The sequence below is a fragment of the Acinetobacter sp. YH01008 genome, assembly GCF_013420435.1.
In the GTDB taxonomy this organism is placed as follows: Bacteria; Pseudomonadota; Gammaproteobacteria; order Pseudomonadales; family Moraxellaceae; genus Acinetobacter; species Acinetobacter pseudolwoffii.
Map to the genome: position 1 here is coordinate 19,736 of NZ_VOYD01000001.1, position 14,401 is coordinate 34,136.

Annotated in this window: 12 protein-coding genes; 6 read left to right on the forward strand and 6 right to left on the reverse strand. The window is 44.1% G+C overall.

From position 1 onward, the window contains the following. Window positions 1-38: 38 nt before the first annotated feature. The 4 genes from FTT75_RS00125 to FTT75_RS00140 all read right to left on the reverse strand — a co-directional run bounded on the left by FTT75_RS00125 (window position 39) and on the right by FTT75_RS00140 (window position 5,359). Window positions 39-380: a hypothetical protein gene (locus FTT75_RS00125; protein ID WP_034608399.1), complete on the reverse strand. Its 342-nt coding sequence runs from the start codon at window positions 378-380 to the stop codon at window positions 39-41. A 160-nt stretch (window positions 381-540) separates the two neighbouring features. After that, window positions 541-2,676: a 3-hydroxyacyl-CoA dehydrogenase NAD-binding domain-containing protein gene (locus FTT75_RS00130; RefSeq protein WP_180185756.1), complete on the reverse strand. Its 2,136-nt coding sequence runs from the start codon at window positions 2,674-2,676 to the stop codon at window positions 541-543. Between the two features lie 296 nt (window positions 2,677-2,972). Beyond that, window positions 2,973-4,178 (reverse strand): acetyl-CoA C-acetyltransferase, encoded by a 1,206-nt coding sequence (locus tag FTT75_RS00135; protein WP_180185757.1) that lies wholly within the window; start codon window positions 4,176-4,178, stop codon window positions 2,973-2,975. A 170-nt stretch (window positions 4,179-4,348) separates the two neighbouring features. Continuing rightward, window positions 4,349-5,359, reverse strand: coding sequence for an AraC family transcriptional regulator (locus tag FTT75_RS00140; RefSeq protein WP_005098008.1), 1,011 nt, complete (start codon window positions 5,357-5,359; stop codon window positions 4,349-4,351). 213 nt (window positions 5,360-5,572) lie between these two features. On the opposite strand from FTT75_RS00140, the gene FTT75_RS00145 reads away from it, so the two are divergent. The 4 genes from FTT75_RS00145 to FTT75_RS00160 all read left to right on the forward strand — a co-directional run bounded on the left by FTT75_RS00145 (window position 5,573) and on the right by FTT75_RS00160 (window position 10,347). Beyond that, entirely contained in the window at window positions 5,573-6,694 is a 1,122-nt protein-coding gene (locus tag FTT75_RS00145) for a CaiB/BaiF CoA-transferase family protein (protein ID WP_100354973.1), read from the forward strand. 257 nt (window positions 6,695-6,951) lie between these two features. Further along, window positions 6,952-8,595 carry a nitrite/sulfite reductase gene (locus tag FTT75_RS00150; RefSeq protein ID WP_005098006.1) on the forward strand — a complete coding sequence of 548 codons (1,644 nt, stop codon included), beginning with the start codon at window positions 6,952-6,954 and terminating at the stop codon, window positions 8,593-8,595. Further along, window positions 8,588-9,073 carry a DUF934 domain-containing protein gene (locus tag FTT75_RS00155; RefSeq protein WP_180185758.1) on the forward strand — a complete coding sequence of 162 codons (486 nt, stop codon included), beginning with the start codon at window positions 8,588-8,590 and terminating at the stop codon, window positions 9,071-9,073. Before FTT75_RS00150 ends, FTT75_RS00155 begins: the two co-directional genes overlap by 8 nt. A 287-nt stretch (window positions 9,074-9,360) precedes the next feature. Next, window positions 9,361-10,347, forward strand: coding sequence for a diaminopimelate dehydrogenase (locus tag FTT75_RS00160; protein WP_180185759.1), 987 nt, complete (start codon window positions 9,361-9,363; stop codon window positions 10,345-10,347). 175 nt (window positions 10,348-10,522) lie between these two features. Here the strand turns inward: FTT75_RS00160 and FTT75_RS00165 are convergent, their stop codons facing one another. Both FTT75_RS00165 and FTT75_RS00170 read right to left on the reverse strand, forming a co-directional pair. Further along, window positions 10,523-11,698 carry a thiolase family protein gene (locus tag FTT75_RS00165; protein WP_159516686.1) on the reverse strand — a complete coding sequence of 392 codons (1,176 nt, stop codon included), beginning with the start codon at window positions 11,696-11,698 and terminating at the stop codon, window positions 10,523-10,525. 110 nt (window positions 11,699-11,808) lie between these two features. Beyond that, window positions 11,809-12,330, reverse strand: coding sequence for a GspH/FimT family pseudopilin (locus FTT75_RS00170; RefSeq protein ID WP_159138650.1), 522 nt, complete (start codon window positions 12,328-12,330; stop codon window positions 11,809-11,811). A gap of 375 nt (window positions 12,331-12,705) precedes the next feature. On the opposite strand from FTT75_RS00170, the gene omp38 reads away from it, so the two are divergent. After that, complete coding sequence (gene omp38, locus FTT75_RS00175) at window positions 12,706-13,764, forward strand: outer membrane protein Omp38 (protein ID WP_180185760.1); 1,059 nt, start codon at window positions 12,706-12,708, stop codon at window positions 13,762-13,764. Between the two features lie 100 nt (window positions 13,765-13,864). Continuing rightward, a complete protein-coding gene (locus tag FTT75_RS00180) occupies window positions 13,865-14,398 on the forward strand; it encodes a peptidase C39 (RefSeq protein ID WP_180185761.1) in 534 nt (177 codons plus the stop codon). Window positions 14,399-14,401 lie beyond the last annotated feature (3 nt).

A 14,401-nucleotide genomic window follows, 5' to 3' on the forward strand; every position in this document is an offset into this window, starting at 1 on the left:
CATTGACCTCGCTTTTTTACGCCCTTACTGAATCAAGATCAGTGGCCATGCGCTGAGCTATGCTCGGCACTCTCCATGTTGGCATGTTCTTCAGTTGACATATTATGTTCATTCGCTGTTGTATCGGAATGAGCCGTATTGGCAGTCGCACGTGCCTCACGATCTGCTTGAGCCTTCGCAATTGCTTCAGGAGACATGGTCGGTGCATTTTTAAAAGCATGCTGCTGGGTCGTCTGTTTATTTTGCTGGCTTGGCATGTAATCCGGTTCATTCGTCACCGCAAGCCAAAAAATAAACATGAATAATCCACCTAAAATACAGAAGATAATAAGTGCTTTCCAACCCCAAGGGGATTTTTCAGGTGAACTGTGATCAGTCATAGGTCTTACCCACGTGGATATCAAACTTATGTAACTTTATAACATAAATTGATCAAAAAGCAGATCAAAATCTGTCATTAGACGAGTGTATCCACTGATTCAGCCAGATCCGGAAAATAAAAAGAGCAACTCAGTTCCTCTTTTTATTTAGAGCTCAAAATTATTGAATCGGCTGGCCTTCTGCTGCCCGGTCTTTCAGGAGTTGCGGTGCTTTGAAGCGTTCACCATACTTGTTTTCGAGTACCTTGGCACGGGTCAGCGCCTTGGCCAGACCATACTGATTTAAAAATTGCACCGCGCCACCCGTCCAGGCTGCAAAGCCAATGCCAAAAATGGAACCGACATTGGCATCGACCACAGACTCCAGCACGCCTTCTTCCAGACAGCGCACGGTATCCAGTGCCTGCACAAACAGGAAACGATCCATCATTTCCTGTTCAGAAAGATCAACCTCTTTTTTCCAGTGGTTGAGACCCGTCCAGAGCTGCTTTTTACCATTTTCTGGATAATCATAAAAACCTGCACCGGCAGCCTTACCTTTGCGGTTAAACTCATGAATCATGCTGTGAATGACTTCATCTGCGGGTGATTTGGAGATGGTCTGACCTTGTGCTTCTAAGGCTTTGTATCTTTCATTGGCCACATGTTCGGAGAGGGTCAAGGACACTTCATCCTGAATGGCCAAAGGCCCGACTGGCATACCGGCTTTGAGTGCGGCCATTTCAATCCGTGCCGGATGCACGCCTTCTGCCAGCAGGCGCAAACCTTCTTGAACGAACGTACCAAAGACACGACTGGTAAAGAAGCCACGGCTGTCATTTACCACAATCGGTAATTTGCCAATCTGCTGGACAAAGTCAAAGGCTTTGGCCAGTGTTTCTGCTGAAGTATTTTGCCCCTTGATGATTTCGACCAGCTGCATTTTATCGACCGGACTAAAGAAATGCAGACCGATAAAGTTCTGATCATTTTTTGAAGCCTGGGCTAACTCTATAATAGGCAGGGTCGAAGTATTCGATGCCATCACGCCATGACTGGCAAGATACTGTTCTGCTTCTTGTGTGACTTGAGCTTTCAGTGCGGGATTTTCAAACACCGCTTCAATGATCAGGTCACAACCGGCCAGATCTTGATTGGATGCAGTCGCTTGAATCAGGCTTAAAACCTGATCTCGTTGATCAGCAGATAAACGTCCTTGAGCTACTTTTTTATCCAGCAGTTTCTGGCTATAAGCTTTACCTTTTTCAGCCGCTTCAATCGAAATGTCTTTTAAAATAACCTGAATGCCTTTGCTGGCAGTCACATAAGCAATGCCTGCACCCATCATGCCTGCGCCCAGAATGCCAACTTTAGTGGCTTTCCATTTCGCAACCTTTTGGGGACGGCTGGCACCGGATTTGATCGCATTCAATCCATGCCAAAAAGTAGCGATCATATTTTTAGAAATCTGACCGGTGGCCAGATAAGTAAAGTAACGCGATTCAATGGTCAGCGCCGTATCGACATCGACCTGAGCACCTTCTACCGCTGCCGACATGATTGCTTCAGGTGCAGGATAGCAACCTTTGGTTTTATCACGCAGCATCGCTGGGGCAATCGCCAGCATCTGTGCAACTGCTGGCGTTGAAGGGCTACCACCCGGAATTTTGTAGCCTTTTACATCAAAAGGCTGTTGTGACTTCGGATTGGCTTTGATCCAGACAATGGCTTTGTCTAAGAGTTCATCGGTATTGTCTGCAATATCGTGAATCAGCCCTAAAGATCGGGCTTTCTCTATACCCAACTGTTTGCCTTCCATCAACAAGGGAAAAGCATTTTGCAGACCGAGCAGGCGCACGCTACGGACAATACCACCGCCACCGGGTAGTAAACCCAGTGTGACTTCAGGCAGGCCAAACTTGCTTTTAGGGTCATTCAAGGCAATACGATGATGGGCACACAGAGCAATCTCCCAGCCACCGCCCAGTGCTGTGCCATTTAGTGCAGCCACAACCGGAATGCCGCGGGTTTCGATATAACGTATCTGTGCTTTCATCTCTTCAATCATGTTGAAGAATTCAGTCGCATGTTCAGGTGTAGCTTGAATCAGTTCATCCAGATCGCCACCGGCAAAGAAGGTTTTTTTCGCAGACCGGAAAATGATGCCAGTAATATTTTCATCAGCTTTGAGTTTTTCTACGGTTTCAGCCAAAGCGCTACGAAAATCTGCATTCATGGTATTGGCAGACTGGTTTGGAGAATCAAAGATCAGAATGACGATATTATCTTCAGTTTTTTGATATTGAATTGCGCTCATAAATTTTTATCCAGATCATAATGGGATGAATTTGGAATTAATATCCTGATTAGATTTTAGAAATTTTCCTTATTCCGGAGCCTTTCCAAATTCATCTAAATTCTTGGTTTAAGCTTCAGTTCGACCTGCCTTACGAAATGTATTTCTCATTTAGCAAAAGTAGGCAAAACCATTGTCATACGCAAAATCTATTAATTTTGTAAAACAATGATCTTGCGCTAAAACCAAAGCAGTGCTTTGGTTTTGCTCAGGTTGCATATGACTAAAACGTGAATCAAACACTTTAAATATTTGAGTTAAACCAATTCAATAATGGTGGCGATGCCCATACCGCCACCGACACACAGTGTGGCTAGTCCACGTTTTTTGCCCTGGCGTTCTAACTCGTCCAGTAATGTCCCTAAAATCATCGCACCAGTCGCACCGAGTGGATGTCCCATGGCAATTGCACCGCCGTTGACATTCACCTTGGCAGGATCAATCTTCATTTCATTGATAAAGCGCATCACCACGGCAGCAAAAGCTTCATTGACTTCAAACAGGTCAATATCATCAATGGTTAAACCCGCCTTAGCCAAAGCTTTACGTGCTGCCGGGGCAGGGCCGGTCAGCATAATGGTAGGATCAGCCCCGACCAGCGCCGTGGCCAGTACTTTGGCACGCGGTTTTAAACCTTGTTCTTTGACCGCTTGTTCCGATGCGATGAGAACCACGGCAGCACCATCGACGATTCCGGAAGAATTCCCGGCATGATGCACATGATTCACCGTGCCAACTTCAGGATATTTTTGTAGGGCGATGGCATCAAAGCCCATCTGTCCCATGGTCGCGAAACTAGGATTGAGTTTGCCTAAGCCTTCAGCAGTTGTGGTCGGTTTGATAAATTCGTCTTTGTCCAGAATCACCACACCGGCCTTGTCTTTGACCGGGATAACAGAAGCGTTGAAATAACCATTGGCTTGTGCGGCAGCGGCTTTCTTCTGGGATTGCTCGGCAAACTGGTCTACGTCGGTGCGGCTATAACCGTCAATCGTGGCAATCAAGTCCGCGCCAATACCTTGCGGAATAAAATCACAGGCCATATTGGTTTCAGGATCCAGTGCCCAAGGACCGCCATCGGAACCCATCGCTACGCGGGACATGGATTCGACGCCGCCTGCAACGACCAGATCTTCCCAGCCAGAACGGATTTTTTGTGCAGCCAGATTGACAGCTTCCAGACCGGAAGCACAGAAACGGTTGATTTGTACACCGGCGACATCATTGTCCCAACCCGCTGCGATCGCCGCGGTTTTGGCAATATCGGCGCCTTGATCACCAATCGGAGTGACACAACCCAGCACAATATCATCGACTTTTGATGTATCAAATTGATGACGTGCCTGAAGTTCGTTAAGTAAGCCAGTCAGTAATGAAATGGGTTTGACTTGATGTAAAGATCCATCTTTTTTACCTTTTCCGCGTGGCGTGCGAATGGCGTCGATAATATATGCCTCGCTCATAGCATGTCCCTTTTATTAATTTGCTGAAAATTATTCTAATGACTCGAGTGTAATACTTAAATTTTGAAGTGCAATGACGAGAACGGACCAGATCATTTGACGATTTTTGCCAATAAAAAAAGCCCAGGTCTGGAAGCCTGGGCTGGAGAAGAGGATATCGAGAATTTTAATTAATGATAACCATGCAACTGGCGATATAGACCTGGGGTTACACCGGTCCATTTCTTGAAGGCACGATGGAAGGTACTGGTTTCACTGAAACCGACCTGCTGCGCGACATCTTCGAGGGTTAGATCTGGATTCAATAACAGATGAATCGCGGCATCACGGCGCAAGGCATCTTTCACACCTTGATAGCTTTTACCTTCGGCTGCCAGACGGCGGCGCAAGGTTTGAGGAGATAAATACAGCATTGACGCGACATCATTCAATGTCGGCATTTCTTCGCCAATCTGGCTCTTCAATACATCACGGATTCTTGAGGTCAGCGAGTTGGTATTTTTAAACTTCACTAGGAGCTGAGCAGGCGCAGCTTTTAAGAATTCCTCTAAGGTTTCTTCATTCTGACGGATCGGCAGGTCCAGATAGTCCGCAGCAAAGGTGATTTCGGTACGTGGCATGTCGAACTGCATTACCGGCGCAAAGAACAGGGCATCATATTCATCGGCATGGACTGGACGTGGATAGCTAAAATGCACACGTTCCAGCGGTAAACGACGTTCAATCAGCCAAGATGCCAGACCATGCCAGATCATCAGCATGCTTTCGGTAATAAAATGATCCGGATCCATCGCATTTGGAATGAGGGGCACCAGACGTGCTTCGTGTTTGTCACGTTCCAGGGTCACCGACCAGTCATCACCGAAGAGTTTATAGAACTGCGAGGAAAGTTCCAGTGCATCACCTAAGGTTTTGGCATGAATGATGAGCTGACACATGATGGCAAAAGTGCCTAACCGGCGTTGCTGTTTGTCAAAGCCGACATGCTCGTCCTGGGTCACCATCCATAACATTTTAATAAAGCGGGTATATTGTTCAGGTGAAATACGGGCTTTGGGTTGATGCAGCAGTTCTGCTTCAATTCCGACGTGAGACAATAAAGTATCGACATCCATGCCTAAGCGCTTGACGCCAGATAAGGCTGCATTGACGAAATGGATACTGATCGTATCACGACTCATGTTTAATCCTTCAGTCTCTTTAATGTTCACTAATATTTGACCTAAATGACGAAAAATAATAAAGCAATGGCAATTTACAAGAACACCTTTGCCATTTTCTTACATATTAGATTGCCGAAACTATCAAGGTAAATGGCTGAACATGACATTGTTTTTATGCATTTATGTTTCTATGATGCTGAAAAAAGCAATATAAGTAGAGTAAATACTCCAATGTCATATACCTTAAAAGGATTGAAAATTCTAGACTTTTCTACATTATTACCAGGCCCATTCGCGACATTATATCTGGCTGATCTCGGCGCCGAGGTTGTGCATATTGAATCACCGACCCGCCCGGACCTGTTGCGATTAATGCCCCCCTTTGCCAATGGACAGGCCACTTCACAGAGTTATCTGAACCGAAACAAGCAATCGGTAGCACTGGATTTGAAAGATCCGACCAATATCGAACTGGTCAAATCCAAGGTTGCAGATTATGACATTGTGATTGAGCAATTCCGTCCCGGCGTGATGCAAAGGCTTGGGCTGGACTACTCAACCTTAAGCGAAATTAACCCCAAATTAATTTACTGTTCCATCACTGGCTATGGCCAAACCGGTACTTACAAAGCGAAAGCAGGACATGATATTAACTATCTGGCCTTGTCCGGTATTGCTGGACACAGTGGCCGGATCGAAAGTGGGCCACCTGCTTTAGGCATTCAGGTTGCCGATGTAGCCGGTGGTTCTATGCATGCCGTGATTGCAATTCTGGCGGCAGTGATCGAACGCCAGCGCAGCGGTAAAGGTCAATATATTGATATTTCCATGACCGATTGTGTGGTCACCATGAATAATCTGGCCGCATCCGCCAGTCTGGCTGGCAATCAGCATCAACGACCTGAGTCGGGCTATCTGAATGGCGGGACTTTCTATGACTATTATGCAACACAGGATGGACGTTATCTGTCGATTGGCAGTCTGGAACCTCAATTTATGCAGGGATTGGCACAGGCTTTAGAACTGCCGATTATTCTAGAAAAAGGCAATTCTTTTGCTCCAGAAGATCGTGCTGCGGTGAAACAGGCAATTCAAAATAGAATAAAGTCAAAACCATTAGCGGAATGGCAAACACTATTCGCAGCGCTGGATGTCTGTGTCGAGCCGGTGCTAAAACTTGAAGAAGCTTTACATTCTGATTTAGCGCAACAGCGAGAATGGCTAGTACAGGTTCCATTAAAACCCGATAGTCAGCAGACCGAAGCACAACTGGCCTGTCCGATTAAATTTTCACGTTCAAAGATACGTTATGATTTTGTCGGTCAGTTTTTGGGTGAGAGTGAAAAATGGTAATATTTTTAATTATTTAAAAGACAAAAAAGGGTAAAAGATTGAAATATCACTATATGAAGATAACTGCTAACGATTGATGAATTAAAGCGTTATTGCTTTAAAACTACACTAAATGCGCTAAACCGTGATATCAGTGAAACTTTGGCAGGCTTATCAATAAAACAGCTATGAAATATGTATAAAAAGCATTTTATTGATAGGTTTAATCTCGCTATCCTTGCGATCGATATAATAGAAACTACTAGCAGCTGTACGCCATGTATTTATATACTGATTTCGATCAGCAACTGATTAATGAACGTGTTGCACAGTTCCGTGACCAAACGGAACGTTATTTAGCCGGCAAACTCACCGAAGATGAGTATCGTCCGCTTCGTCTGCAAAATGGTCTGTATGTGCAGCGTTATGCGCCGATGTTACGTATTGCAGTGCCTTATGGTTTGATGAACTCAAAGCAACTGCGTAAAGTGGCTGATTTGGCTAAAGAATATGACCGTGGTTACGCGCATATTTCGACCCGTCAAAACATTCAGTTTAACTGGCCGGCACTGGAAAACGTACCTGATATGCTGGCTGAACTGGCGACCGTGCAAATGCATGCGATTCAGACTTCAGGCAACTGTATCCGTAATACCACGACGGATCAGTATGCCGGTGTGGTGGCTGGTGAAATTGCCGATCCGCGTCCGACCTGTGAGTTGATCCGTCAATGGTCAACTTTCCATCCGGAATTTGCCTTCTTGCCACGTAAGTTCAAGATTGCAGTCTCTGCGCTTGAAGAAACCGACCGTGCAGCCACTGCATTTCACGATATCGGTGTATATATTGTGCGTAATGAAGCCGGCGAAATGGGCTATAAAATCAAAGTGGGTGGTGGTCTTGGCCGTACTCCAGTGATTGGCAGCTTTATCCGTGAGTTCCTGCCACGTGAAGACTTGATTGCTTATCTTGAAGCAGTGCTTCGTGTGTATAACTTGCATGGTCGTCGCGACAACAAATATAAAGCCCGTATCAAAATTTTGGTCAAAGCTTTAACGCCAGCGGTATTTGCTGAGAAAGTTGAAGCTGAATTTGCGCATACTGTTAAGACTTTGAAAATCGATGCAGACACCTTGGCAAAAATGGATGAAAACTTCACCCCATTTGATTATCAAGATTATGCAGATGAAGATTTTACTGAATTGTTTGCGCAATATCCAAAATTCAAACAGTGGTTCAATATCAATACCAATGCCCATAAAGTGAAAGGTTATCGTATTGTGACGATTTCACTGAAACGTGCCGGCATTGCACCGGGTGATGTCAGCACTGAAGAAATGAACCTGATTGCAGACCTTGCCGATCAGTACACTTTCGGTGAATTACGTACCACGCATGAACAAAATATCTCGCTGGTCGATGTGCCGCAAAAAGATTTGTTTGCTGTATGGCAAACCCTTGAACAAAACAATCTGGCACGCGCGCATATCGGTTTCTTGACCGACATCATCTGCTGCCCGGGCGGTGATTTCTGTTCATTGGCCAATGCAAAATCGATTCCGATTTCTGAAGCGATTTCACGCCGTTTTGATGATCTGGATACCATTTACAACTTGGGTAAACTGGACTTGAACATCTCAGGTTGTATGAATGCCTGTGGTCATCATCATGTCGGTAATATCGGGATCTTGGGTGTTGATAAAAAAGGCGCTGAATTCTACCAGATCACGCTTGGCGGTAATGCAGACCATGATGCCTCAATTGGCGATATTCTTGGGCCGTCATTTGCAGCAGATGTGGTGCCGGATATTGTAGAAGAAATTCTAAATACCTATCTTGATCTACGTCAGGACGCTGAAGAGTTTATCGATACTTATCGCCGTGTTGGCATCCAACCATTCAAGGAGCGTGCATATGCTTAATACCGCACTCGCAGTGCTCTCTAAAGATGGCACAGTGACAGAAAATACTTACCAGCTCATCGGTGAAGAGGGTGTTTTACCACAAGGTGATGTGGTTCTGACGGTAGATCAGTTAGATCAGCTTCGCCATGTTTCAGGTAAAAAAGCATTGTACTTAACCGTTGATGCTTCACCTGAAAGCAATGAATTTCCGCTAGCTCAATTAGATGCAATCTTTATTGAATTCGCCGGTTTTAATGATGGCCGTGGCTATTCATTTGCGGCACTTTTACGCCGTCAAGGTTTCCAAGGCGAACTTCGTGCCACTGGTGATGTATTCAAAGATGTGTTGAACTACATGAAGCGTTCTGGTTTCGATACTTTCGCGATTAAAGAAGGTAAAGACATTCAGGAGGCGGCTGCCGGTTTAAATGATTTTAAAAATCCGTACCAGGCATCGACCGCGGTGAATCAGGCAAATTATCAAACAGGTGCCTAACCTGAGAGTTAAAAAGCTTGTCTGTAAATAAGTCTGTTTTTCTTATAAACAAAAAGCCTGCAATGCAGGCTTTTTGTTTGCTTTGGACGATAGATATGATTGTTTCTATACTATCCTGAATGCTTTAAATTGCTGCGAATTGCTGTAGCATAAGTATCTTTATGCTGAGAGTAACGCGAGCAGAGCGCTAATTTTCGAGTATGCAAAATCAATCAAGAGGGCGATTTTAATGGGATCGTCATCTGATTTATTTTTTTAATTTTTTCATGATGAAGTGACTTGTCTTTATGCAAAATTCTATCCGTATTGGTATTGCTGGTTATGGCAACTTGGGTCGTGGCGTTGAAACCGCCATTCAAAAGAATCCAGATTTACAACTTGTGGGTATTTTTACCCGTCGTGCGCCTGAAACGGTATCTCCTTGCTTCGCAGCAACCCAAGTGTTCCATATGGACTCACTGACAGATTTCCAAGATAAAATTGATGTGCTGATTTTATGTGGCGGTTCAAAAGACGACTTACCGCAACAAGGTCCGATCTTGGCCAGCCAGTTTAATATTGTCGATAGTTTTGACACCCACGCACGTATTCCTGAATATTATGCAGCGGTCGATGCACCTGCAACAGCCAGCAAGAAAACTGCGATGATCTCTATTGGTTGGGATCCAGGCATGTTCTCGATCAATCGCTTATTTGGTGAAGCTTTACTGCCAGACGGTGAAACCTATACTTTCTGGGGCAAAGGCTTAAGCCAGGGTCATTCAGATGCCATTCGTCGTGTAGAAGGTGTGAAAGCAGGGGTGCAATATACCATTCCTTCAACAGAAGCAATTGAGAAAGTACGTAGTGGTGTTCGTCCAGTATTAACGACCAAAGAAAAACATACCCGTGAGTGTTATGTGGTGCTTGCAGAGGGTGCAGATGCCGAAGCAGTGAAGCAAGCGATTGTGACCATGCCGGATTATTTTGCCGACTATGACACGACTGTGAATTTCATTGATGAAACAACTTTAGCACAAGATCACCAGCGTATGCCGCATGGTGGTTTTGTGATTCGTAGTGGAAACACCAGTGATGCACATAAACAAGTGCTTGAGTTTTCATTAAAACTAGAAAGTAATCCAGAATTTACAGCCAGCGTTTTAGTTGCTTATGCACGTGCAACTTATCGTTTAAATCAAATGCAGCAGTATGGTGCAAAAACAGCATTTGATGTGGCACCGGGCTTGTTGTCAATGAAATCACCTGAGCAACTTCGTAAAGAAATTCTTTAAGTCTTATCATTTAAAGTACAGCTTTGAATATTTGACGATAAAAAGCCTCCAATCGGAGGCTTTTTGATTTCTAAAATTCCCCCCTCCTTTATTAAAGGATGAGGAACGATGTTCCGCAAGAGGGGAGGATTTCTAAAATCCCTCTAAATCTCTCTTTTAAAAGGGAGACTTTTAATTAAAGCAACTCAATCGCCACAGCAGTCGCTTCACCGCCACCGATACAAAGTGCAGCAATACCACGTTTACCACCGGTACGTTTCAGCGCATGAATCAAAGTCAGGATAATACGTGAACCGGTTGAACCGACAGGATGACCGAGGGCACAGGCACCGCCATTAATATTGACTTTTTCAGGATCAAGCTTGAATTCATCCATTGGACACATGGTCACCATGGCAAAGGCTTCATTGATTTCCCAGAGGTCGACATCTTGAGCATTCCAGCCTGCTTTATCGAGAACCTTTTGAATTGCACCCACTGGCGCTATGGTAAATTCAGAAGGATGCTGTGAATTTGAAGCATAGGCAACAATTTTGGCCAAAGGATTTAAACCTTTTGCTGCGGCATGATCCGCTGAGCTAATCACCAGAGCTGATGCACCATCAGAAATTGAGCTGGCATTGGCAGCGGTAATGGTGCCGTCTTTGGCAAAGGCTGGACGCAGGGTTGGAATTTTATCAATATTGGCATTGAAGGGTTGTTCATCTTTATCAACAACCACATCACCTTTACGTGTTTTTACCGTAACTGCTACGATTTCATCAGAAAAATAGCCTTCATTCACAGCAGTTTGTGCACGTTTCAATGAGCGAATGGCGAAATCATCCATCTGTTCGCGAGTATAGCCTTTGGTATTTGCCATATCTTGGGCAAATGAACCCATCAAACGACCAGTCTCGGCATCTTCAAGACCATCAAGGAACATATGGTCTTTGATTTCACCATGCCCCATACGGAACCCGCCACGTGCCTTAGGCAGCACATAAGGTGCATTGGTCATTGATTCCATACCCCCTGCCACAACAATATGTGCAGAGCCGGCTTTAATCATATCGGCTGCTTGCATCACTGCTTTCATGCCAGAACCACATAGCTTATTAATGGTGACAGCCCCAGTCGAATCCGGCAGACCTGCCTGACGCATTGCTTGACGTGCAGGCCCCTGTTTTAAACCTGCAGGAAGAACACAACCCATAATGACTTCTTCAATATCTGCGGGTTGTAAACCTGCACGAGCAATTGCTTCTTTAATTGAAGCGGCACCAAGTTCAGGAGCAGTTACACTGGCAAGGCTGCCTTGAAAGCCACCCATGGCTGTACGTGCACCATTGACAATCACGATGTCGGTCATTGTTATATCTCCGTATAAGTTTTAATTAATTTCTCAAACATAAGCAGTATATTGAAAAAAAACTAGGATTGAAGGGTTAATCGCAGTCAATCTTAAACTGGATAGTTCTGTTAGCATGAGGAGAGGCTTTCTACCCGGATATGCCCCATTTTACTCAGTACAATACGCTGCTGGCTGGAAAGTTGAGCAGAACAATAATAGAAACTACCATTCGAACCAATCGGAAGGGCGGTATGTGCCTGATAAGTGACACTTGGTGAACTTAATGCGCCTCGCCAACTCAGGTTGCCATATTTAAGATTTAGAGCATCAATGTGTAAAATTTGTTCGCCTGCATCGACTTGCCGGTTTTTATTTTTATCAATAAAGACCAGTATATTTTTATTCCATTGATTGGGGTGACAGCTGAGTGAATCCTGACTGGGACAGATCACAATATTTTGGTGAAACACGGCAGCCTGACTACGTGCATAACGGTTAACCGCAGATAATTTGATAGGAATCTGTTTGGCTTCCTGTCTGGACTGATATTCATGAAAGTAAGGCAGGGCAATACTGGCCAAAATTGCAAGCACTGCAACACAGATAATCAATTCAACAATAGTGAACGCTCTTGTTATTTTTCTATACATAGAGTTACCTGATTTATATATTATTTTTATAGGAAACATGTTATTAATTATGCGTTTTTTATGCTTTGTTGAGCGTGTAATTTAGCTGTTACTCAAAATTCAAGAAAGCGATTAAAAAATAATTGGCAATCACAATAGGTCATTCAGAATAAAAAATTGAGTAAAAAATTACTGAATTACAACGGAAATTGTAAGTAATTTTGTCAATAATTTACTTGATTAAATTAATCAAGCACTTGGAAAAATAATAAAGTGTTTGTATGATGCCATGTGAATAGCTTAAGAATAAAACTGGGGTAATAAAAAGCCTATCTCAGGATGGCCTATTACGGGCTTGAGCTTGAACAACAATTGTTATCTCTGGAGGATAAATCCATGAAAATGAGTCGTATTGCTTTAGCTATGCTTGTAGCTGCACCTTTTGCTGCTGCAAATGCAGGCGTAACTGTTACTCCGTTGATGTTAGGTTATACATTCCAAGACACCCAGCACAACAATGGCGGTAATGATGGTGAGTTATTAGTTTCTAATCAAGGTGAAATGCAAGACGATTTATTCGTTGGTGCTGCGATTGGTGTAGAACTTACTCCTTGGTTAGGTTTTGAAGCTGAATATAGCCAAGTAAAGGGCGATGTTGACGGTGCTGCTGAAGGTGCAGAATACAAAGGCCAAAATATTGCAGGTAACTTCTACGCAACTTCTGACGTATTTACTGGTAACTATGACAGCAAAGTGAAGCCATACATGCTTCTAGGTGCGGGTCACTACAAATACGAATTTGAAGGTGTGCCACGCGGTACTCGTGGTAATGAAGAAGAAGGTACTCTAGGTAACGCAGGTGTCGGTGCATTCTGGCACATCAACGATGCCTTGGCACTACGTACTGAAGCTCGTGGTACTTACCACTTTGACGAAAAATTCTGGAACTATACAGCACTTGCTGGCCTTAACGTAGTTCTAGGTGGCCGTCTGAAGCCAGCTGCTCCAGTAGTAGAAGTTGCTCCAGTTGAGCCTGTAACTCCGGTTGCTCCAGCTCCACAAGAGTTGACTGAAGACCTGAACATGGAACTTCGTGTGTTCTTTGATACCAACAAATCAAACATCAAAGATCAATACAAACCAGAAATCGCGAAAGTTGCTGAGAAGCTAGTTGAATATCCAAACGCTACTGCTCGCATCGAAGGTCACACTGACAACACTGGTCCACGTGCACTAAACGAACGTTTATCTCTGGCTCGTGCTAACTCTGTTAAATCTTCACTTGTGAATGAATACAACGTAGATGCATCTCGCTTGTCTACTCAAGGTTTCGCTTGGGATCAACCGATTGCTGACAACAACACTAAAGAAGGTCGTGCTATGAACCGTCGTGTATTCGCGACAATCACTGGTAGCCGTACTGTACTAGTTGAAGGTCAACAACAAGCTCAATAATTAATTATTGAATTGTTAAAAAAGCGGCTCCTATGAGCCGCTTTTTTTATATCTGAATTTTGACTACACTGAGTCATTAAAGATGTAATTGAGTGATAACATGGGTGTTGAAATTCCTGAAGATTTACAAAATCTGGAAGCCAATAGCGGAATTTTCTCGATCTGGATGATTTTCCATCATTATGGAATTGACCTGCATATTCCGGACTTGGTTCAGCTCTGTCGTCACAATCCGGAAATGGGAACTTCAACTATTGCCCTTGCAGTGGCTTTGCAGACGCTGGGACTGGATGTTGCTTTTTTTAGCAAATATGATGTAGATAAACAGCCAGTCGAGCTTGATTTTTATCAACAAGCACAGACACTTAAAATACCTGTTAAAGAGCGTGTGATCTCTTATGCAGAAATCCAGCAGCAGGTGGAAGCAGGCCGTTTCGTGATTGTTTTCTACGATACCTTAGAAGGGGTCGGTAATCATTCATTGATCTATGCAATAGATGAACATGAGATCAGTTTCTTTGACAGTTTTGATGCGATGCCGGCAGATGTATTCGAGCAGCAGCGTCAGGCAGAGGGGATCTGTCAGCAAGTGATTGTGATCGATGACCGTAATTTTGTCATGCGGCATAACTAATCT